Here is a 21,369-nt window from a genome sequence, read left to right as displayed (position 1 = left end):
ATGTATTCATCTCTGGTTAATGATTTACAGCAAAAAATTCGCGCGGTTCTTGACCCCATTATTTTTGAAGGCGCTCGTGTAGCCCTGCTGGACTATCCCTACCATACCAACGTCGGTGACTGCCTGATCTGGCTTGGTGAAGTTGCCTATCTCGAAGAGAGAAAGTGCAAGATCGAGCTCGTCTCTACATTGGGGATGAATGATATTGCACTGATCAAGCAGAGAGAGGCTGACCTCGACTTCATCCTGTTGCACGGAGGTGGCAACTTTGGTACGGTGTGGCCGCAATTCCAGGCAAATCGTGAAAGCATCATCCAGGCTTTTCCCAGCCTGCCGATTGTGCAATTCCCTCAGTCTGTGTTTTACGCACAGGAAGAGGATGTCGCCAAGACCGCGCACATTATCCAACAGCATGGCGAGGTGACCTTGTTGGTGCGTGACCGAGCCAGTTACGACTTGATGAAATCTGCACTGGCCAGCCCGGTCCACCTTTGCCCTGACATGGCATTCATGATGGGATCACTGGATTCACCACAGGCCATAAAGGGTAGTGCTGTGTTTTTATCTCGTACCGATAAAGAAAAGCTGCATCTCGGGATAGGGGAGCAATTACGTCAAAACGCTGGTGTTGCACTGGCGGAAACAGACTGGTTGGATGAAAGTGCTTTGGAAAAGTGGATTATTAAAGTTGAGTACAGGCTGCGAAAATTTTTAGGCCATCATCCCACTGCCAACAGAATTTTATTACCCCTGTGGAATGCCTTGGCGAATGCCAGAAAAAAGCGGGGCATTAAAAAATTATCACAAGGTGACATAGTCATCACAGACCGGTTGCATGCACATATTCTGAGTATCTTGCTAGGAAAACCCAATATTATTCTTGATAACAACAATAAAAAACTGAGCGGTTTTCACAAGGAATGGACGCATGGGCAGGCCAGCATTCGGATCATTGATTCTGATTCGAATATGGTAGAAGCCTTATCCAAAGCTGTGAATGAATTAACCACACAGAGATCGTTATCATGATGAATACTCAGCCTGTCATCTCAGTCGTGATTTGTACCCGCAATAGAGCCGCATTTTTACAGCCGTTTTTTTCAGCTCTGGACAAGATATCGACGACGATTTCTTGGGAGCTTATCGTGGTCAACAATGCCAGTACTGATAATACGGCAGAGTTGCTTGCAGAATATGCGAACCGGGCCAGTGTCCCCGTGCGTGTCGTTTATGAATCTCTGCCTGGCTTGGGACGAGCCAGAAATGCAGGATGGAGGCAGGCGCAGGGGGAAATAGTAGCTTTCACTGATGATGATTGTTACCCGGAGCCTAACTTCATCGACAAAGTGCTGGCTGAGTTTGCCGACAACAATATTGGCTTTGTCGGTGGGCGTGTTGAGCTGTTTGATCCTCAAGATTTACCCATCACGATTAAGGTAGATAAGACACCGCAGTTTTATCCCGCTTATTCCTTTATCGGTCCAGGCGGTCTTCATGGTGCCAATTTCAGTTTTCGCAAGGACATATTGATTGCGATGGATGGGTTTGATCCCTGCATGGGATCAGGTACACCTTTTCCTTCGGAGGATTGCGACGCCGTTTATCGGGCACTGCAGGTAGGCAAGGCTGGAAAATACAGTCCCGATATCGTGGTTTACCATCATCATCGGAGAAGAACAGAAGCCGATCGCATCAAGATTGAATCCTCATATCTAGCTGGACGAGGGGCGTTCTATACAAAAATATTAGTCAGTTATCCAAGGAAAGCGAAGACTTTTATTCAATGGATGAAGTCTGCCAAATGCTTTGGATGGCATTTCTTGCCTAAGGAAGTCTGGATAGGCATTCAATATCTTTTGTTTGCTGCCAAAAATAAAAATGTTTGAAGCATATTTTGAAAAAAGTGAGGCTGTACGCACATGACTAGTAAAAAGAAATGTGTGGTTGTCACTTGCTTTTCCCAGCATCAGCCAGGGTTTTTGGACTTTTCCTATCGTATCCAGGCCCTGGCAGAGCAATACGAGCTGACCATCATCAGTCAGGATGTCTTGACGCAGACCGAGCTTCAGATAGCCGGTGCTGAATATATTGCCATCGGTCGTTTCCATGGAAAGCTGGGATGGCTGAAATACCTCTGGCTTGCTGCGCGCATCATTAGGAAAAATCAGCCTGATGTTGCCGTTTTACTGCATTCCAGTGCTGCGCCTATCGTCATGATGGTGGGGAATATACCAACCTGCTTGTATTGGAATGAGCATCCAACCAATTTGATTCACTTGCCTGAGAGCAAGTCGCTGCGTTACCTGATAACTGTGGCTTTGCATCATCTTATATTTATGGGTGCTCGCCATGCAGATATCGTGATGCCTATAGGCGAAGAGCACCGGGATGAGTTGCTGAAACGAGGTTGCCAGCCATCCAGAGTCAACATGATCTACATGGGTGTGGATGACTGCTTTGCCCAGGTACAAAAATCGTCACCTACTGGTGACAAATTATGTCTTATATATGTGGGCAGCATTAGTATTCCACGAGGCAGGGATGTCATGCTGGAGGCAATGAACATCGTTGCTCAACAATCCATACCGGTAAAGTTGAGCATGGTTGGAGCCGATGCAGAGCAACTACAGATCTGCCAATCCTATATTGATACGCATCATTTAGCTGACTATCTCGAGGTTCATGGCCGAGTGCCAGGGGCAGCCATACCGGCAATGCTGGCAAATGCCGATGCAGGAATCTGTCTTTGGGAAGATAGGCCATGGTGGCGATTCAATCCACCAACCAAGTTGTTTGAATATTTTGTCGCAGGATTACCAATACTCGCCAGCGATATCCGCACGCACACGAGATACGTCGTCAGTGGCAGCAATGGCATCATTTTTGCATATCATGCTCCAGCTCTTGCAGAGGCCATTGTCGCGCTGTACCAGTCAAAATCACAAATTGATGTGATGAGTGAGAGCGCCAAGGCAGCAGGATTGGTACACCTCTGGAGTCAGATCAAGCCTGTGTTCTTACAGGCAGTTAAAAGAGTGGAGAAAATATGAAAGCGAGGATGAATCCGATGGCTTTATTGGGCCAGATAGGTTTGTTAATAGGGATTGCTTTCTTTGCAATGATCTTTGGATTGGTTGCAACGACAGCTAATCCCATGATTGTGGTGTTGACCATAGGAGTGGTCGGCGGCATTTTCTTGATTGCATTACCCAAGATTTCTATTACCTTGCTGTTCTCGTTGGGGCTGGTATCAGGTGTACTGGTTTCCATGATTGGGCCTTTGTCGGGCAAGTTGCCCTGGGCGATGGCCTTGCTGGGTATGTCATTGCTGCTTCCTGCGCTCTTGATGATGTTCAACAAACGTGAACGAAAAGTGCCCTGGTTTATCTGGCTGGCATTCATTTTTATGCTTTATGCCGTTGGCAGCAGCCTCTTGAACTGGAGTGGCTTTGCTGAGTTTGTGGGGGGATTCAAACGCTATTTCCAAGTGTATGGCCTGTTGCTGGCATTAGCCTTTTTGCCTCTCACCAAGAAAGATATCAGTCTTTGGCAAAAGGTTTTATTGGGTGTAGCGATGCTGCAACTGCCATTTGCGCTGTATGAATTGCTTATCCTCGTGCCACAACGTGGTGGTTTGGAATTGAACAGTTTTGCAACCGATGTGGTGGCGGGCACCTTTGGCGCAAACATGGAAGGGGGCAGCCCCAATGTGGTGATGGTCGTGTTTTTGCTGATTATCTTTTCCTTTATTTTTTCTAGATGGCGAAATGGCTTGATTGACACCAAGTGGATGCTGGGCTTGGGCTTTATATTATTGCTACCGTTGGGCTTGGGTGAAACCAAAATTGCGGTAGTGATGGTGCCTATGGCCTGGTTTATCTTGATCAGACACGATGCTATGAGATCACCAGTTAAGTATTTACCTGTACTTGCTGCAGGTGCATTGGTCACCTTGATGCTGTTGTATGTGTATGTAGAGCTCATCATGCACAGCACGATCTCCGAAGTGCTTGAAGGAACAATAAGCTATAACTTTTCTGATGGTAAATATGGTGAGTCCTTTCTTAACCGAACCACAGTGCTGTCTTTCTGGTACAACCAACAAAGCCTATCTGACCCTTTGGCTTTCTTTTTTGGTAACGGTATAGGAAGCTCATATCTTGGCCAGATTTCTGGACATATAGGCTTGATGTTCCCCGGCTATGGTATCAATCTGACGGCACTTTCAACTTTGCTTTGGGATTTGGGGATTGTTGGAGCGATTATTTATATCGCGATCTTTGCTTGTGCGTGGTTACTAGCCAATAAGCTATATCGCTTAACGAATGACACTCAAGTCAAAGCCGACCTGCTTGCTATACAAGTTAGCATTGCACTGTTTGTACTGTTGATCGACTATTCTCAGGATATGTTGAGTTTGATTGGATTGGAAATAATCTACTCATGCATGCTTGGCTATCTTGCCTATTTATACAAACAGCATCATCAAGCTGCTGCAAAACTTCAGACTGGTCCGTATGAAGTCCAAGGTTAAGATCCTCTTCCTTATGGCGGAAGCTTGGCCAACGTTTCGTGCAGATGTTGCTGTGCTCTTTGGTAAATATCTCCCAAGGTATGATGTCCAAGCCTCGCTATTGACAGAGCGAGGTGAGGGCAAGGCTGATTGGCAAGGGGGATCGGAATATTTATTCGAAGCTCCTAAAAATAAAATTTTGTATTACTTCTCCAAAAGTATTTGCACACTTTGGGGACTAATTAAAGCTCCACTAGAAGAATATTCTGCTGTTCAAGTCAGGGATATGCCTGTCATCGGAGCTGTAGCATTAATAATAGCCAAATGGAGAAACATTCCTTTTATTTACTGGATGTCTTTTCCACAATCAGAAGGCCAAGTATTTCGCGCTCGCGCTAGAGGGCCACGAGCAGGTTTAAAATATTGGTTCCCATTGATACAGGGCAAGATTGGCCAGCATTTGCTTTATCGCTTTATCTTTCCGAGATGTGAACACATCTTTGTACAAAGCGATCAGATGGTTGAGGATGTTGCTGCTTATGGTATAGCCAGAAACAAAATGACACCTGTACCTATGGGCGTGGATCTTGAGGTTTCCCAAACTAATAAGATTTTGCCAATAGCTGATGCTAAGTTGCTGAATAAAAGAGTTCTGGTCTATCTAGGGACGCAAGACAGAGCAAGAAGTATAGAAGTGCTATTTGCAATGCTTGCAATCATCAAACAGCAATACCCAGATGTCATGCTGGTGCTGGCTGGAGACACGGAAGATAAAGCACATGCCTCATGGTTGAGGGAACAAGCGCAATCGTATGGGGTAGGCGATGATGTTCTGTGGACAGGCTGGCAACCCGCAGAAATTGCATGGGGCTATGTTGCTGCTGCCGAGATTGGCATCTCGCCATTTCCAAGAAGCTTTCTGCTCGATAGTGCTTCGCCTACCAAGGCCGTGGAATATATGGCCATAGGCTTGCCAGTGGTGGCTAATGATAATCCTGATCAGAAAAAAATATTAAAAGAAAGTCAGGGAGGCCTATGTGTTCCCCTGGATGCACAGCATTTTGCCAAGGCAGTTATGAGCATCTTGGATGACCCCGAATCGGGAAAAGCAATGGGCGATCGAGGAAGGATATACATAGAGCAACATCGTGGTTATGACCACATCGCTATGCGTGTTGCACAAACATATAAAGCAGTATTGCGAGCTGAATAATGACCGTAGCGCAACAATTTACTTACACAGTTTTTACACCCACATTCAACCGAGAGCATACTCTGCATCGAGTTTATGACAGCTTGAAACTGCAGACATATCGGAATTTTGAGTGGATTATTGTAGATGATGGTTCCTCGGATGGTACGCAGAATTTAATAGAGAAATGGCAGTCTGAAGCAGACTTTCCTATCATTAATCTGTATCAGAAAAATAGTGGCAAGCATGTAGCGTTTAATCGTGCGGTTCAAGCTGCCAGGGGAAGCCTTTTTTTGGTAATTGATTCGGATGATGGCTTCACCGCGGATGCTTTGCAGACAATGCTGGAGGCCTGGGAGGAAGTCGAGGATAAATCTAGTTACACTGGTATTGTTGTGCTTGCAAAGTATGACAATGGACAAATTTCCGGTGATCCTTTTCCGAGCTCTCCCTTTGATACAGATGCATTAAGTCTGAATTACAAACATAGACTCCCAGGGGAGCGGTGGGGATTTCACAGAACAGAGGTACTTAAACAGTACCCATTCCCCGAAGATAATGCACACGTTAGATTTGTCCCTGAGAACATTGTTTGGGATGCAATAGCTCGTCAATATAAAATTAGGTGTATCAATCAAGTTCTGAGGATTTATTACCAAGACTCTGGTAATCAAGTTACAAGAGCAAATCCAAAACGTAAGGCACTGGTAAAAGATTATTTCTTGCAGTTGCTAAATCGGGATTTTGATTACTTTAAGTATGCACCTAAGCCCTTTATTAAATATGCAATTTTGTATATACGTTATAGTTTGCATTTGGGTGAGGCTGCATTTTTGAAAAGATCAACATTTTCTAGCCTAAATATTTATCTATTGAACCTTTTGCTGATTCCAGTTGCACTCGTTTATTATTTTCAAGATAGATTTATTCGTTAGGGTTGAGGTTGTGAATGTTTTTAGAAGATTATAGAGCACATAGAGAGGGGTTTTTAGCTCAGGGTTTTTGGGCGTTGCAAGTTTACAGGTTTGGGCATGCTAGGTTTAAATATAAATCAAAAATAATAAGATGGCCTTGGGGATTTATTCATTTAATTTTATCAAAATTATGTGAAATATTTTTTGGTATATATATTGGAGTGAATGCCAAAATAGGTCGCAGATTTGTTATCGAGCACTTTGGTCAAATCATCATACATGGTGAGACGGTGATTGGTGATGATTGTATGGTTAGGCAGGGTGTAACCATAGGAAATCGTCATATTAGCCATCCGCTCGATGCGCCGGTTATTGGCAATAACGTCAATATTGGTGCAGGTGCAAAAATTTTAGGAAAAGTTTCAATCGGGGATAATGTTGATATTGGCGCTAATGCAGTCGTGATTAAAGACATTCCATCGAATCATATTGCTGTAGGAGTGCCTGCTAAAAATATTCCAAAAGGATAATCGGCATGTATCTTAATTCCTTCAATTATTTTCGGGCTTTGGCAATTATTTTTATTGTTGCTGGCCATAGTGTTGCAGCCGCAAATGTTGAATACAACAGTATTTTTTCATTAACCGTTGGCAATATTATTGCTGGGGGTACAACGCTTTTTGTATTCATTTCAGGATTTTTGTTTCATCATATTTTTTATAAAAAATATGTTTATCAGAAATTCATAATTAACAAATTTAGAAATATATTAATACCATATCTTGTATTATCTTGCGCACCAATTTTAATGTTGGTGGTTGCTCAGTCTGATCATTACGGCGCCTACTTTTTGCCAAGTGGGGATGATTTTTTTTCTAAATACATCTTGCCATATTTTCAGTATCTCTGGACTGGGAGAATGTTAAATGGTTACTGGTATATTCCATTTATCATCGTCACTTTTCTAATCTCGCCTTTGCATATTGCTTTTATTAGGTTGTTATCGCGTCAGCAGCTTGTATTGATTGCATTGAGTCTAATGGCAGCTATTCTGATACAACGGCCAGTTGATAATCTCAGTGTATTTCAATCTGTAATTTTCTTTACCCCGGTATATTTAATCGGTATTTTTTGCTCTATTCATAAAGAAAAAATATGGGTTGCATTGGCTGGTAAAGAGTTGTGGTTATTGCTAATCGTAATTACTTTAGCTTACATACAAGCTGCTCTAGGCAAGGGTGGAAATTATCATTCTGATTTTCTTCAGTTTAATGGTGTTGATATTCAACTAATCCAGAAGCTGGTGCTTTGTTTTTTCTTTATGGTTTTGTTGCACCGTTGGGAAGGGAAAGAGTGGAAATGGTTTGGTTTGATTGCTGATACTAGTTTCGCAATATTTTTCTTACATGCTATCCCTCTTTTTATGATTCGTAAAATCAAGGGAGATTCAGTTTTTGAATATCCATGGCTTGTATATCCATTGCTTGTGCTTGCAATTGTTGTTGCGTGTGTTTTTGTTGCAAGTTTCCTAAAAAGGTTGCTAGGGAAAAAGAGTCGTTTTGTAATTGGATATTAAATTCGATCATTTTGATATCAATATGTTTGAAATACTAGCTTGAATTATATTTGGGTTTAATTCCTATGAGAAACTCATCATTCGATATAGCAAGATTTTTTGCCTGTTTTTTTATTGTCGCGGTACATGTTGGTTATTACAACGATTATTCACAACAGTTTGGTGAAATGTTTCGTGCTTTGTCTAGATGGGCTTTGCCTTTCTTCTTTTTGCTCTCTGGTTATTTTATTGGCATCAAGAATGTAGATAATTACTCTAAAAGAATTAATAAACTCATTTGGATATTCATAGTGGCATCTGTTATTTTTATACCTTATGCCATTCTGAAGAAAATGGAACATGGCCCTGTTTCGTTTGTGCAGATTGCAGCATCTCTATTTTCTCTTGATAGCTTGGTTTATGGAAATTACTTCCATCTATGGTTTTTGCCATCATTGATTACAGGTATGTTATTAACCCGGTTAGTGATTGATAATTTCAAGATCTCAACTGGCTTGACTGTGTCATTACTAATGATTTTATTAACCTGGTTAGCAGATGTACTTGCATTTTTGGGGCATGGAGAAGGGTTCTTTTACTATTTTAGATTTTTGCTTGCATTCCCTTTGGTATATATCGGTTGGTATGTGGCGAAAATTAAACCCCGTTTTTCGCTATCTCTAGCCTTGGCTCTACTAGTATTTGGTTTTGCTATGATCGCTAGTGAAATGTCATTGTTGCGATATTTCACTGGATACAATGGAATGGAAAGGCAATTCCCACTTTTTTCTGCCTTTGTTGCAATTGTATTGTTGTTGTGCTGCGCTAATGTGACTTTAAGTAGAAATTTGCTTTCTGATCTTGGGGAAAAGTATTCACTTGGTATTTATTTGTTTCATCCACTTTTTCTCCCAATTGCTAAAATGGCATTGAATAAAATCCAGTTTTACAATTCTTTTATTCATCTTGTATCTACTTTTTTATTAACTATATTATTCGTCGTGGCATTAGATAGGCTGGTGCCTCGGCTTAATAATTATATAAATGGTTCTTCAATTAAGTGATTATCACTTTCCTCACAACTTTAGCTGGATAATATTATGTTGCCGAGTCGATTGAGTAAGTCACTAAATGTTTTGATTCTACTAAGTGCGTTGGATGTTCATGCTGCGTGGATGCCAATATCTGATGTTTCTTTAATGGTAGAGCCAGGTAGTATCTTGGACTTTTCTGAGCTTACGCGGGCACAAAGAGAACGTGCGACTTATCTAGGTAAAGAAGGTGTCCAGCGAGGCATAGATACTAGCTCAAGATACTTGATGGCCAATTTGGGGTTTGGTGTTAGTCAAGGTGGATATCCTACTCACACAATCACCAATTTATACATTCAGGAGCTGATTAAGCACGGATATAATTCAGTCAGGCTTGATTTTACTGAAGCCATCCTAATGGAAGGCCGCAAAAATGATTTTGATTTCGATCCTGAACAACTAGACAGATTTTACTATTTGCTCGCCCAGCTTGATAAGCATGGCATTAAATATGTACTTAATGGTTTAAGTTCTGATAATGGTGGCTACGGCAACATTAAGGAGCGTTGGCTAAGTAATAAGCATGTCACGATTGGCCTGTATTATAGTCAAGAATCACAAAATCATTGGAAAGCCCTAATGAAACGGCTTTTTCTGCCGTTAAATCCGTATACAGGTGTTGCGCTCATTCATGATCCTAATTTAATGGGCATCATCATGGTTAATGAAAGTGGTATACCTTTTCTTACGCGGAAAGCACCCTTGCCAGAATTCAAACCGTTGATGAAAGAGTGGCTGGCTAGTAAATATGGATCTTATGAATCAATTCCCAATGTTTGGAAGCGTGATGGGGCACTACAAGTAGATATCCCCAAAGTTAATGATCAACCTGGTCAGCGGATGCGCGATACTCAGGAATTTTATCTTGATCTAGAGTTGCGTACTGAAAAATGGATGCGGGATTTCTTTAGGGAGATGGGATATCAAGGCTCCTTAACTATTTACAACAACTGGAACTCACCCGGTGAGCATTTGGCAAGAGGTGGCTTGGAGTGGGTGGATATGCATAATTATTTTGCACATCCTGCCTATCTGCCAGACAGAACAGTTGTCACGCAAAATAGCATGTTAGGAACACATGCAGGATACATCCGGGAATTGGCCATAACCCGATATATGGGCAAGCCGTTTACCGTCAGTGAGTTTGGCCAGGTATTCTGGAACCCTTACCGCCGGGAGTCTGCTTTAGCTGTTCCGGCTTACGCAGCGCTTCAGGGCTGGAATGCAATTTGCCAGCATTCGGGGCCTATTCAGCTGAGTTACGCCAGCAAAAATCCCAAGTGGGATGTAATAAAGCCTTTTGGTATTGGTGTTGATCCTATAGGTAGGATTACTGAAACTTTAGGTGCTTTACTTTATTTGAGAGGGGATGTCAGTCCTGCTAAAAACAATGTGGTGGTTAATATTACCCCAGAAATCTTGCAGACTACTTCTCAAATGTATGGCATGCCGGAGGATGTTACCCGCCTGTCTTTAGTGACCGGAGTGAATCTTTTTAAAGGTAGTTACCAAGGCAGTAATGCCAAGCTCGAGCTTGGAAAGCCGGGAATAACTTATAATGGTAAAACTTACAAAAGTTCAGATTTTGTAAGCTCTTCCATACGAACGATTGCAGACAAGGCAGGTCATATTGGTCATAATGCTGCCAAAGCTGATTTTTCTAAAAATCAGCTTTGGCAGTCTCGATTTGCAGAGTTAAAGCTGGCGGGTTTAGTCGGTTTTGACAACGCAACTGATGTAAGCGCAAGTGTTTATCAGTCAGATACCGGTGAATTATCACTGGATGCTGTAAAAAAGAAGTTGCAATTAATATCCTCAAAAACTGAAGCTGTTGTATTTGACAGTTTTGAGCCAGTAAAACTTAGTAATCTGGAAGTTGTCGCTGCAGATGGCCCAGCTTTATTTTCAGTATCCTCAATAGATGAAAATTCATTAAAGGATAGTAAGCGTATGTTAGTGATCATAGCTACTGACGCTAGAAATTCTGAAATGAAGTTTGCCGATAAGGCCGAAACGATGGTGTTGGATATTGGTAAAAAGCCAATAACTATGCGCACCATCGAAATACAATTTCGTTTAAAGAATACTAATAAGAATGATCTCAAGGTTTATTCCGTAAATCTTAGAGGTCAGCGCATGGATCAGCTACCTGTCAAGGTAACTGATAATGGCATTGAAGTGGTTTTGAATACCAATGTACTGACACATGGGCCTACACCTTATTTTGAAATTGTTAAACAGTAATTGTATTTTTTCGAGGGTATAAATCATGAGCGTTAAAGCTAGTTCTATTTTGATGTTGATGGTATTTTCCATCTCATCCTTAGCCTATGCAGACGTCTATAAAAATGTAGATAGCAAGGGTAATGTTACTTACTCAGATAGACCGACACAGTCGAATTCTGAGATCATCAGAACCTCACCTGGTAATACTACCAATTCAACACCCAGGGTCACTACCAACCCAGCACAGGCGCGTACCAACTCTACAGCGGATCCACAAGCTGGTTCCTCTACGGTGAATATAAGCCCGTCACCAGCGCAGACTCAATCTGGTCAAAACACGAATAGATCCTCATCCAAATCAAGTACAACAGCTGGTTCAAGTTCTGGAGGTGGAGGCAGTAGTTCCGGTTCTGGTGGTTCTTCATCCAGCAGTGGCGGGTCAACCACGAAAGCGGGTACTACCGCTCCTACAACAGGTGCCAAGACTGCCGCTCCTGCTGCTGCCAATACGACTGCAGGTAACACCACGACAGGTAACACCACGACAGGTAACACCACGACAGGTAACACCACGACAGGTAACACCACGACAGGTAACACCACGACAGGTAACACCACGACAGGTAACACCACAGCAGGTAACACCACAGCAGGTAACACCACAGCAGGTAACACCACAGCAGGTGGGGAAACAATAACTATCAACTTTACTGGTCAGAACAAAGTTAAATGGCATCCAGGACACTACCTGTTGGTTTACCCACAAGGGACTCAATCGGACGCATCGTTTGCCAATTACACCAACTTGGTTATCAAGGGTGTGGCGGAAACACCAGGTTTGCAAGGCATACAAAAACAATACTTCTGGAACAAGCTAGAGCCCAGCAAAGGTGTATATGACTTCTCGGAAATTCGTCGTGATCTGACTGCATTAAGGGCGGTCAATAAGCGTCTTGTCATCTCGTTTCAAGAAAGAAGTTTCATTGACGGCAAAAATTATGCACCTACTTACTTGTTGACTCCAGAATATGGTGGTGGTGTATATACATTCAATAATGGTAAAGGCATTAACGTCAATTATTGGAATGTAAAAGTGCAGGATAGATTGGTTGCGTTAATGAAGGAGCTTGGGCGTCAGTTTAATTCACACCCAAATCTTGAAGCGATTAATTTCGAGGAAACTTCGCATAGTAATAACAACGCAGAATGGAAAACACTTTATTCCACTGCTTATTACTCTGGCATGATTCGCGTAGCCCAGGCAGCAAAAGAGGCATTCCCCAATACAGTGGTGCTGCAATATATCAATTATGCAGACTGGAATATGCCAAAAATCGTTAGAGAGATGGGTAGCAGCGGTATCGGTGTTGGTGGCCCTGACTCCTCTGAAAAAGATGTGAATTTATTGAGTTACTCCTATGAATTTATCCGCAACCTGGCAGGTACGGTTCCGGTGGGGATGGCGGTTCAATACTTGAATTACGAGTTTGATAATGGGAAGGGGCCAGTGAATAATCCATCGATAGCTTCTATTCATGCTTTTGACCAAAACTACCTCAAAGCCAATTATATTTTCTGGATGCGACGTACAGCTGAAACCTGGAACGGTTCCAATTATTACCAGGATGTTCTCAATCATCTAAAAACCATTAACTGGAACAAAAATCCGTCTGGAGGCTTGCCAACGGCTTGTCCAAAGGTTTACGAGTCTTGCATTGATGATTAATCAAATAATAATTTTTGCACTATGCCAACACTAGCAGTTATTGTGCCTGAACTCCTCCCCGTTCCTGCAGTTAAGGGCGGGGCTGTGGAGCACTGGGTAGAAGAAGCCATAAACCGGTTAGATCATAAAAAATACGAGATTACGGTATTTTCCCGGCCTTCTGGTTTGGAAAGTGTCAATGCCAATATCCGGTTTCAAGGAATTCCATGGACAGCCCTGGAAAGTCGTGTCTTGAAATGGAAAAATGGCATGTCATGGAAAAATCCATTGCGATATTTTGCCAAATTTCAAAATGTAATATCTTATGGAAATCGGGTAGCTGCTTCGGTAAAGAATTTTGATATTGTCTATGTGCATAATGAGCCAAATCTATTTCTGCTAATGCAGAAAAAGGTTGGACAGTACTTTGTACTGCACATGCATAATGATCATTTATCATCTCGATTATTTCGGCCTATCTACAGAAAAATGTTGGCCAAGGTTGATGAGGTTATTTGCGTCAGCGAGTATATAAAGCAGAGGGCCGTTTTGGCGTTTCCAGAATTCAAGCATAAGTTTTCTGTTATTTTAAATGCGACAGATCCAGAGTTGTTCCAGCCTGCAGCGCAACTGGCAGTCAATGCGCAACCCATGCCCTATATCAAGCCAGGCGCTAAGCATATTTTATATGTAGGCAGGCTGACGGAAGTGAAAGGGGTGGAGGTTTTAATCAAGGCTTTTGGACACCTTTACAAACAAGACCCATCACTGCAATTGATCATTGCAGGCACTTCTTTTTTTGCCGATGCCGAGAAAACACCTTATGTTCAGCATTTGGCTGATCTTGCCGTTCCCTATAAGGATGGCATTCAATTCACAGGTTTCTTGCCGCATGATCAGTTAAAGCATTTATATGCTGCAACCGATGTTCTTGCATTCCCTTCAATCTGGAATGAACCTTTTGGTTTGGTCATTCTGGAATCGATGGCTGCTGGCACTTGTGTGGTGGCGTCTGATGTCGGGGCAGTGGCCGAAATCATTCAGCATGAAGAGAATGGCCTGTTGGTTGAGGTGAATAATCCCATCGCGCTGGCTAACGCCATTCAGGACGTGTTGGGCAATACTGAGAAAAGACAAACAATGACCAAACGGGCGCGCGAAATTGTCCTTGAGAAGTTTAATTGGGGAAGGTTGATCGCTGAGTTGGATATGATTTTAGGAAAAGCGACATGATTGCAGTGGTGTATCCGCAGTTTTATGGTGTTGGTGGCATAGCGCGATATCTGGATTCTTTCTTTGAAAACCTCCCGACGAATAGTGAAAAGGTTTATTTAATTACTAGTGATGATGGGCAGACTGACCTGCAATATCCTCAGCTGGAAATTATCCATGTGCCTGCCGGCAAGGGCAGGTTGGCCCTGTTGCAGTGGAGTTGGCGAGTCAGGTCCTTGCTGAGGGAGATGTATGCCTCTGGCAAGATTCGCATTGTGAATTTTCATTTTCCTCCCTTGATCCCTGGGTTATTTCTACCCTCATATATTCCTATTGTTTTGACTGCACATACCACTTATCAAGGTATGTCTGGCAGGTTCTATGAAACCAAGCATTTCAATAGCCCATGGAATAAGTATTCACTGGCCATCAAAATGTGGATGGAATCCAGGGTTTTCAGTAAGACGCATCACGTGATAAGTTTGACTGAGCAAGGTCGGCAAGAGGTTCTTACTTATGGGTACAAAGGACCCATTACGGTTATACCTAATGGTGTAGACCTTAAGAAATTCACACCCAGTGCTGAGGTGGAAAAGGATATTGACGTCCTTTTCTGTGGCCGTATCGAAATGCGCAAAGGCAGCAGGCCTATGGTGGAGGTTTGTAAACAGCTGTTAGCTGCCAAGCCGGATATCAAGATTTGCATAGTCGGATATGGTGATGATGACCAGTATGTGCAAGAGGAATTGGGACCATTGGCGCCTGCGATCACGCTCACTGGCAAGGTTAAATTTGACCAAATGCTGGCTTATTACAATAGAAGCAAGGTCTATGCTTCTACTTCCTACTATGAAGGGCTGCCTGGCACTTGCTTGGAAGCCATGGCAATGAAGCTACCCGCGGTGGTATGGGATTTTCAGTTTTATGAGCGATTGGTGAATCATGGCGTCACTGGCTATGTTGTTCAGCCTAATGATTATGCCAATATGGCTAAGCAGACATTGAGCTTGCTCGCTGAGCCTGAGACCAGGCAAATGATGGGCGAAAATGGCCGCATCGTTTTGCGAGACCATTATGATTGGTCTGCCTTGTCTCCAGCTTTGCTGCAAGTGATTCAATCATGAAGGTCATGCTGTTGGGTTTGCGAGGCTTCCCGGATGTACAGGGTGGCGTGGAAAAGCACGTTCAGGAGTTAAGCCAGTTATTGGTGAAGCAGGGCGTTGAGGTCAAGGTCATAGGCCGATCATCTTATCAGCCGGTTTTACCAGACCAAACCTGGCAAGGTGTGAAATTCACTAGTATTTGGGCCCCCCAAAAGAAATCCCTGGAGGCGATAGTACATACGTTTTTAGGGGTGTGTTATGCAGCTTTGCAACGCCCTGATATCTTGCATATTCATGCGGTTGGCCCTTCCCTAATGGTGCCTTTGGCAAGAGTGTTCGGTCTACGTGTCGTTGTGACACATCATGGTCCTGATTATGACCGTCAAAAATGGGGCAGGTTTGCCAAGTTCGTTCTCGAGCTGGGCGAGCGCTGGGGAATGCAATATTCCAACGCACGTATCGTGATCTCCACCGTCATCAGTAAGCTAATAAAATCCAAGTATGGACTGGATTCCCATCTCATACCCAATGGTGTGCAATTACCAAGCTTGCTCACCTCGACAGTGCAATTGGAGAACTTTGGGTTGGTGCCAGGTCAATACATCTTGCTGGTGAGTAGGTTGGTGCCAGAGAAGCGACATATTGATTTAGTCAAAGCATTTTCCCAGTCCGGGCTTCAAGGCTGGAAGCTGGCCATCGTAGGGGCCTCAGATCACCCGGATGATTATCTCCGTGAGCTGCAGCATTTAGTGAGCAATACACCCGATGTCGTGATGACTGGTTATCAAAGTGGTGATGGTTTGCGCGAGCTATACAGCCAAGCTGGATTATTTGTTTTGCCTTCATCCCATGAGGGTTTACCTATTGCTATGTTGGAAGCCCTGAGTTTTGGATTGCCTGTCCTAGCCAGTGATATACCGGCCAATCTGGAGGTTGGGCTGGATCCAAAACACTATTTCCCGCTAGGTGACATTCAGGTGTTAGCTGGAAAATTGAAAGAGTTTTCTCGACATCAGCTTACTACTAATGAAAGAAATGCCACTAGGCAATGGGTGCTGGAGAAATACGATTGGGAGAAAATTGCGGCTTCTACATTGCAGGTTTACTCAAACGTAGCGAAATAGTTGGCTGAAATTGAGTATGCGCAGCGTGTACTGCTTGCTTGTAAGCTCGTTTGGCAAGCCGGAGAGTTGGAGAAGCATACTTGGAAACTTGACGCTGAGTGTTATCGAAAAAGGCGCTTAGGCTGAATTTCTTGTGGAGAGGACTCTCTCCAGTTCTATTTGCCAATCCGGTAACGCTATCCCAAATGAGGTCTGTAATTTTTGATTATTCAGTACTGAATAATGGGGACGAGCAGCTATAGTGGGGTAATCGCTGGAAGCCAATGCCTGCACTTGCGATGCCTTGATCTTGAGCATAGGCCAAGCTAGTGTTGAGCTGAGCGCCTCATATTGGCTTAGAATCTTGGTACAAAAGCCATGCCAGCTAGTCTGGCCTGCATTCGTCAAATGGTAAGTGCCGACCTTTTGGGGATCCCAAAGCTTTATTATTTCAACGGTTGCTTCAGCAATGCATGCACTGGATGTCGGTGCTCCAAATTGATCTGCCACGACTTGTAAGCTTTCCCGGTTTGCAGCTAGGTTAAGCATGGTCAACATAAAGTTTTTACCGTAATTGCCGTATACCCAGCTGGTTCTCAAAATGAGGTGCTGAGCATCCGTTGCCTGTATGGCGAATTCTCCTGCCAGTTTGCTTTCCCCATATACGCCAAGTGGATTTGGCGTGTCGGTTTCAACATATGGCACAGTGCTGGTGCCGTCAAAAATGTAATCAGTCGAATAGTGAATAAGTAAAGCACCGCAGCGCTCTGCCTCTTCCGCGAGTATGCGCGGGGCAGTGCCGTTAATAGCATGAGCCAGGGATGGGTTGGATTCGGCAAGATCGACAGCAGTGTATGCGGCGGGGTTGATGATGATGTCGGGTTGTATGGTTTTAACCATAGTACGGATGTCATCGGCGCTTCTAAGGTCAAGTTGCTCACGGCTCACTGCCACTACATTGCCGATAGCGGCTAGCCTTGACCGCAAAGTATGGCCTACTTGACCGGTAATGCCGGTCAATAAAATGGTTTTATTGCGGGACATTATTCAAACAACTCGGCATTGAGTAGCAAAGATCCCTGCTGATCTTTTGGGGACAATATGGGCAGGGTTCCTGTATATGGCCAATCAATGGCAATGTCTGCATCATGCCAGATGATGCAACGCTCATGCTCGGGGGCATATAAATCAGTCGTCTTGTAGAGCACTTCTGCCGACTCTGAAGTCACAACAAAGCCATGAGCAAAGCCCGCAGGTATCCATAGCTGCTTTCTATTTTCTTCGGATAGATACTCGCCAACCCATTTCCCAAAAGTCGGAGATGAGCGACGAATATCTACCGCGACATCGAAAATTTGGCCACTGATCACACGAACCAATTTACCTTGAGTTTGCTTAATCTGATAATGCAAGCCACGCAGTATACCTTTGCCGGATTTTGAGTGATTATCCTGCACAAAGTCATAGTGCTTGCCTGTTGCCTGTTCAAAGACTTTTTGATTGAAACTTTCAAAGAAAAAGCCGCGATCGTCACCAAATACCTTGGGTTCAAATACGAGAACCTCAGGAATGCCGGTTTCACTGACGTTCATTAAAATACCTTTTCCTTCAACAGGCGTAACAGATACTGGCCGTAGTCGTTCTTGAGATAAGGCTGGGCAATCTTCTCTACCTGATTCGCGGTAATATGGCCCTTGCGATAGGCAATTTCTTCTGGACAGGCAATTTTCAAGCCCTGGCGCTTTTGTATGGTTTCGATGAACAGAGAGGCCTCGAGCAAAGATTCGTGAGTGCCGGTATCCAGCCAGGCATGACCACGCCCCATTAGTTCCACATTGAGTGTGCCCTGCTCAAGATAGGTCTTATTGACGTCAGTGATTTCGAATTCGCCGCGGGGTGATGGCTTGAGGTTGGTGGCAATATCAACTACCTGGTTGTCATAGAAATACAAGCCCGTGACTGCGTAACGTGATTTGGGTTGCTGCGGTTTTTCTTCTAGGCTGATGGCCTGTCCGGCATCGTTGAATTCAACAACACCATAACGTTCTGGGTCATGCACGGGATAGGCAAATACCGTGGCACCTTCCTTGCGCTGGTCGGCTTGTACCAGGTCATTGGCGAGGTCGTGCCCATAAAATATATTGTCCCCCAGGACGAGGGCGCTGGGATTATTGCCTATAAAGTCTTTGCCAATAATGAAGGCCTGGGCTAGTCCATCTGGCGAGGGTTGCACACCGTACTGCAGATTCAGGCCCCATTGGCTACCATCACCGAGTAACTGCTCGAAGCGTGGTGTGTCCTGTGGGGTCGAGATCAGTAGAATGTCGCGTATTCCTGCCAACATTAGCGTGGACATGGGATAGTAGATCATTGGTTTGTCATAGACAGGCAGCAATTGCTTGGAGACTGCTTGCGTGACCGGGTACAGGCGTGTGCCGGAGCCGCCGGCCAGGATGATTCCCTTTCTCATGCTACTCTCTCGGTGTATTGCTTGCTGATCCAATTGCGGTATTCGCCACTGGTGACATTGTTTACCCATCCCTGGTTTTGCAGATACCACTCAACGGTTTTGCGTATGCCAGTTTCGAAGGTTTCAGCGGGTTTCCAGCCTAGTTCGCGCTCCAGCTTGGTGGCGTCAATTGCGTAACGTCTGTCATGGCCCGGACGGTCTTGGACAAAGCTAATTTGTTCTTCATATTTCTTGCCGTCAGCGCGCGGCTGTAACTCATTAAGTATGTTGCAGAGGATGTGAACAACTTCAAGGTTGGCTTTTTCATTCCAACCACCGATGTTATAGGTTTCCCCCAGTTTGCCTGCTTCCAGCACGCGACGAATTGCGCTGCAGTGGTCTTTGACGAAAAGCCAGTCGCGAATTTGCTGCCCATCGCCGTAGATAGGCAGGGGCTTGCCGTTCAAGGCATTCAGCAAGCACAGAGGGATCAGTTTTTCCGGGAAATGGTAAGGCCCGTAGTTATTGGAGCAATTTGTTGTAAGTGCGGGCAGTTCATAAGTGTGGTGATATGCACGTACCAAATGGTCGGATGCCGCCTTGGAGGCAGAGTAGGGGCTGTTGGGTGCGTAGGGGCTGGTTTCCGTAAATGCCAGATCATTGGGGCCTAGTGTGCCATAGACTTCATCTGTTGATACATGCAGGAAGCGGAATTGCGGGTTGGTTTTTTCCTCTGGGTTGGCTACAATCAGAGCGTTCCAGTATGCGCGTACTTCTTCCAGCAGGTGAAAGGTTCCAACAACATTGGTCTGGATAAAATCCTCAGGCCCATGGATGGAGCGATCTACATGGCTTTCAGCTGCGAAGTTGATGACTGCGCGTGGTTTGTGCTCAGCCAGGAGTTTGGCCAACAGCTCTCTATCACCAATGTCCCCATACACAAATACATGCTCTGGATTGCCTTCAATAGCTGCTAGGTTTTCCAGGTTGCCAGCATAAGTCAGTTTGTCTAAATTGATGACTGTGCCCAGCCCTGCTTTAACCCATTCTAATACGAAGTTGCTACCGATAAAGCCAGCGCCGCCAGTAACAAGTATTGTCTTTGATAATTGCATTTATGATCTATATCAAGGCTACCTTATTAAAAAGGAGCCCAAAATGGTATTTTAAAGTGTCTAATTGTAAAGGAACATAGAGAGGTTGAAATTGAAATGTTAATAAATTATGGTATTTTTTGATGGTTTAGTTTTTATTAATATAAGGTTGGGTTTAAATGATTTTAGTAACAGGCGGTACAGGCTATATAGGCTCCCACGCATGTGTGGAGCTGATCAACGCGGGTTATGAGGTGGTTGTGCTGGATAATTTCAGCAACAGCCAGGCGCATATAGTCGACCGCATCAAGCAAATTACGGGTAGGGCGCCTTGGCTGGTTGAAGGGGATGTACGCGATGAAGCGTTGTTGCGTGACCTGTTTTCCAAGCATCCGTTCAAAGCGGTGATGCATTTTGCTGGACTCAAGGCGGTGGGCGAGTCGGTCGCGCAGCCTTTACGCTATTACGATAACAATGTCGCGGGCAGCGTTACGTTGCTGCGAGTGATGCAGGCATTCGGCGTCAAGCAGTTTGTCTTCAGTTCTTCCGCCACTGTCTATGGCGATCCCGCCAGCGTGCCTATTCGTGAGGGCTTCCCGTTGTCTGCGACCAACCCTTACGGCGCGAGTAAGCTGATGGTGGAGGATATTCTGCGCGATTTGGCAGCTTCCGACCCCGAGTGGCGCATTGCCATCCTGCGTTACTTCAATCCTGTTGGAGCGCATGAAAGCGGCCTGATCGGCGAAAATCCGAATGGCATTCCCAATAACCTCATGCCTTACATTACCCAGGTGGCGCAAGGGCAGCGTGAACATCTCTCGGTGTTTGGCAGCGACTACCCGACGGTGGACGGCACTGGCGTTCGCGACTATATCCATGTGGTCGACCTGGTGGTCGGGCATTTGCGCGCTCTGGAACGGCTGGACAAGGAAGCGGGGGTGTTCACATGCAATCTCGGCACTGGTCAGGGATATAGCGTGCTGGAGATGGTCAAGGCCTTTGAAGATGCTAGCGGCCGGGCTGTTCCGTATCAATTGGTTGCACGCCGCCCAGGTGACGTGGCGGCGAGTTATACTGATCCCGCATATGCCGAACAGGCGTTGAACTGGAAAGCGACGCGTGGTATTGAGCAGATGTGCGTGGATAGTTGGCGCTGGCAGCAAAACCTTGTCCAAAAGAGCTAATGTTGTGCGTAAAAATGCATTTTTTTTG

General features: G+C 44.5%; 19 protein-coding genes. 15 read left to right on the top strand and 4 right to left on the bottom strand.

Features of this window, described 5'->3' with window-relative positions; genetic code table 11:
• The 14 genes from ACW4YW_RS10450 to ACW4YW_RS10385 all read left to right on the top strand — a co-directional run bounded on the left by ACW4YW_RS10450 (position 1) and on the right by ACW4YW_RS10385 (position 16,635).
• Complete coding sequence (locus tag ACW4YW_RS10450) at positions 1–1,029, top strand: polysaccharide pyruvyl transferase family protein (RefSeq protein WP_457137475.1); 1,029 nt, start codon at positions 1–3, stop codon at positions 1,027–1,029.
• On the top strand, positions 1,026–1,886 hold the full coding sequence (locus tag ACW4YW_RS10445; protein ID WP_457137474.1) for a glycosyltransferase: 861 nt from the start codon (positions 1,026–1,028) through the stop codon (positions 1,884–1,886). The genes ACW4YW_RS10450 and ACW4YW_RS10445 overlap by 4 nt, the downstream gene beginning before the upstream one ends.
• 33 nt (positions 1,887–1,919) lie before the next feature.
• Positions 1,920–3,050 carry a glycosyltransferase gene (locus ACW4YW_RS10440; RefSeq protein WP_457137473.1) on the top strand — a complete coding sequence of 377 codons (1,131 nt, stop codon included), beginning with the start codon at positions 1,920–1,922 and terminating at the stop codon, positions 3,048–3,050.
• A complete protein-coding gene (locus ACW4YW_RS10435; RefSeq protein ID WP_457137472.1) occupies positions 3,047–4,534 on the top strand; it encodes a hypothetical protein in 1,488 nt (495 codons plus the stop codon). The genes ACW4YW_RS10440 and ACW4YW_RS10435 overlap by 4 nt, the downstream gene beginning before the upstream one ends.
• The gene (locus ACW4YW_RS10430; protein WP_457137471.1) at positions 4,518–5,726 is read left to right on the top strand and encodes a glycosyltransferase; all 1,209 of its coding nucleotides are present in this window, start codon (positions 4,518–4,520) and stop codon (positions 5,724–5,726) included. Before ACW4YW_RS10435 ends, ACW4YW_RS10430 begins: the two co-directional genes overlap by 17 nt.
• Positions 5,726–6,640 (top strand): glycosyltransferase family 2 protein, encoded by a 915-nt coding sequence (locus tag ACW4YW_RS10425; protein WP_457137470.1) that lies wholly within the window; start codon positions 5,726–5,728, stop codon positions 6,638–6,640. Before ACW4YW_RS10430 ends, ACW4YW_RS10425 begins: the two co-directional genes overlap by 1 nt.
• Positions 6,641–6,654: 14 nt before the next feature.
• The gene (locus ACW4YW_RS10420; protein WP_457137469.1) at positions 6,655–7,149 is read left to right on the top strand and encodes a serine O-acetyltransferase; all 495 of its coding nucleotides are present in this window, start codon (positions 6,655–6,657) and stop codon (positions 7,147–7,149) included.
• 5 nt (positions 7,150–7,154) lie between these two features.
• Positions 7,155–8,195 carry an acyltransferase family protein gene (locus tag ACW4YW_RS10415; protein ID WP_457137468.1) on the top strand — a complete coding sequence of 347 codons (1,041 nt, stop codon included), beginning with the start codon at positions 7,155–7,157 and terminating at the stop codon, positions 8,193–8,195.
• A 65-nt stretch (positions 8,196–8,260) separates the two neighbouring features.
• The gene (locus tag ACW4YW_RS10410; protein ID WP_457137467.1) at positions 8,261–9,238 is read left to right on the top strand and encodes an acyltransferase; all 978 of its coding nucleotides are present in this window, start codon (positions 8,261–8,263) and stop codon (positions 9,236–9,238) included.
• A gap of 51 nt (positions 9,239–9,289) precedes the next feature.
• On the top strand, positions 9,290–11,509 hold the full coding sequence (locus ACW4YW_RS10405; protein ID WP_457137466.1) for a cellulase family glycosylhydrolase: 2,220 nt from the start codon (positions 9,290–9,292) through the stop codon (positions 11,507–11,509).
• Between the two features lie 25 nt (positions 11,510–11,534).
• Positions 11,535–13,217, top strand: coding sequence for a DUF4124 domain-containing protein (locus tag ACW4YW_RS10400; RefSeq protein WP_457137465.1), 1,683 nt, complete (start codon positions 11,535–11,537; stop codon positions 13,215–13,217).
• 42 nt (positions 13,218–13,259) lie between these two features.
• A complete protein-coding gene (locus tag ACW4YW_RS10395) occupies positions 13,260–14,429 on the top strand; it encodes a glycosyltransferase family 4 protein (protein ID WP_457137464.1) in 1,170 nt (389 codons plus the stop codon).
• Entirely contained in the window at positions 14,426–15,532 is a 1,107-nt protein-coding gene (locus tag ACW4YW_RS10390) for a glycosyltransferase family 4 protein (RefSeq protein WP_457137463.1), read from the top strand. The genes ACW4YW_RS10395 and ACW4YW_RS10390 overlap by 4 nt, the downstream gene beginning before the upstream one ends.
• Positions 15,529–16,635, top strand: a complete 1,107-nt coding sequence (locus tag ACW4YW_RS10385) for a glycosyltransferase family 4 protein (RefSeq protein WP_457137462.1) — start codon at positions 15,529–15,531, stop codon at positions 16,633–16,635. The genes ACW4YW_RS10390 and ACW4YW_RS10385 overlap by 4 nt, the downstream gene beginning before the upstream one ends.
• Before the next feature lie 117 nt (positions 16,636–16,752).
• Here the strand turns inward: ACW4YW_RS10385 and rfbD are convergent, their stop codons facing one another.
• The 4 genes from rfbD to rfbB are packed head-to-tail and all read right to left on the bottom strand — an operon-like array spanning position 16,753 to position 20,178.
• Positions 16,753–17,658: a dTDP-4-dehydrorhamnose reductase gene (gene rfbD, locus ACW4YW_RS10380; RefSeq protein WP_457137461.1), complete on the bottom strand. Its 906-nt coding sequence runs from the start codon at positions 17,656–17,658 to the stop codon at positions 16,753–16,755.
• Positions 17,658–18,206 (bottom strand): dTDP-4-dehydrorhamnose 3,5-epimerase, encoded by a 549-nt coding sequence (gene rfbC, locus ACW4YW_RS10375; RefSeq protein WP_457137460.1) that lies wholly within the window; start codon positions 18,204–18,206, stop codon positions 17,658–17,660. The genes rfbD and rfbC overlap by 1 nt, the downstream gene beginning before the upstream one ends.
• Entirely contained in the window at positions 18,206–19,084 is an 879-nt protein-coding gene (gene rfbA, locus ACW4YW_RS10370; RefSeq protein ID WP_457137459.1) for a glucose-1-phosphate thymidylyltransferase RfbA, read from the bottom strand. Before rfbA ends, rfbC begins: the two co-directional genes overlap by 1 nt.
• Entirely contained in the window at positions 19,081–20,178 is a 1,098-nt protein-coding gene (gene rfbB / locus ACW4YW_RS10365) for a dTDP-glucose 4,6-dehydratase (protein ID WP_457137458.1), read from the bottom strand. Before rfbB ends, rfbA begins: the two co-directional genes overlap by 4 nt.
• Positions 20,179–20,336: 158 nt before the next feature.
• Between rfbB and galE the strand changes: the two genes are divergently transcribed.
• Complete coding sequence (gene galE / locus ACW4YW_RS10360) at positions 20,337–21,341, top strand: UDP-glucose 4-epimerase GalE (protein WP_457137457.1); 1,005 nt, start codon at positions 20,337–20,339, stop codon at positions 21,339–21,341.
• The last annotated feature ends 28 nt before the right edge of the window (positions 21,342–21,369 follow it).

Source organism: Methylobacillus pratensis (assembly GCF_054072455.1).
The sequence above is the reverse complement of the archived record's forward strand: the minus strand, read 5'-3'. Positions and strand labels throughout refer to the sequence as shown.

Excerpts from the sequence above, each read along its gene's own strand:
- ACW4YW_RS10450 (WP_457137475.1), top strand. The coding sequence starts at position 1 with ATGTATTCATCTCTGGTTAATGATTTACAGCAAAAAATTCGCGCGGTT.
- ACW4YW_RS10445 (WP_457137474.1), top strand. The coding sequence starts at position 1,026 with ATGATGAATACTCAGCCTGTCATCTCAGTCGTGATTTGTACCCGCAAT.
- ACW4YW_RS10440 (WP_457137473.1), top strand. The coding sequence starts at position 1,920 with ATGACTAGTAAAAAGAAATGTGTGGTTGTCACTTGCTTTTCCCAGCAT.
- ACW4YW_RS10435 (WP_457137472.1), top strand. The coding sequence starts at position 3,047 with ATGAAAGCGAGGATGAATCCGATGGCTTTATTGGGCCAGATAGGTTTG.
- ACW4YW_RS10430 (WP_457137471.1), top strand. The coding sequence starts at position 4,518 with ATGAAGTCCAAGGTTAAGATCCTCTTCCTTATGGCGGAAGCTTGGCCA.
- ACW4YW_RS10425 (WP_457137470.1), top strand. The coding sequence starts at position 5,726 with ATGACCGTAGCGCAACAATTTACTTACACAGTTTTTACACCCACATTC.
- ACW4YW_RS10420 (WP_457137469.1), top strand. The coding sequence starts at position 6,655 with ATGTTTTTAGAAGATTATAGAGCACATAGAGAGGGGTTTTTAGCTCAG.
- ACW4YW_RS10415 (WP_457137468.1), top strand. The coding sequence starts at position 7,155 with ATGTATCTTAATTCCTTCAATTATTTTCGGGCTTTGGCAATTATTTTT.
- ACW4YW_RS10410 (WP_457137467.1), top strand. The coding sequence starts at position 8,261 with ATGAGAAACTCATCATTCGATATAGCAAGATTTTTTGCCTGTTTTTTT.
- ACW4YW_RS10400 (WP_457137465.1), top strand. The coding sequence starts at position 11,535 with ATGAGCGTTAAAGCTAGTTCTATTTTGATGTTGATGGTATTTTCCATC.
- ACW4YW_RS10390 (WP_457137463.1), top strand. The coding sequence starts at position 14,426 with ATGATTGCAGTGGTGTATCCGCAGTTTTATGGTGTTGGTGGCATAGCG.
- ACW4YW_RS10385 (WP_457137462.1), top strand. The coding sequence starts at position 15,529 with ATGAAGGTCATGCTGTTGGGTTTGCGAGGCTTCCCGGATGTACAGGGT.
- rfbD (WP_457137461.1), bottom strand. The coding sequence starts at position 17,658 with ATGTCCCGCAATAAAACCATTTTATTGACCGGCATTACCGGTCAAGTA.
- rfbC (WP_457137460.1), bottom strand. The coding sequence starts at position 18,206 with ATGAACGTCAGTGAAACCGGCATTCCTGAGGTTCTCGTATTTGAACCC.
- rfbA (WP_457137459.1), bottom strand. The coding sequence starts at position 19,084 with ATGAGAAAGGGAATCATCCTGGCCGGCGGCTCCGGCACACGCCTGTAC.
- rfbB (WP_457137458.1), bottom strand. The coding sequence starts at position 20,178 with ATGCAATTATCAAAGACAATACTTGTTACTGGCGGCGCTGGCTTTATC.
- galE (WP_457137457.1), top strand. The coding sequence starts at position 20,337 with ATGATTTTAGTAACAGGCGGTACAGGCTATATAGGCTCCCACGCATGT.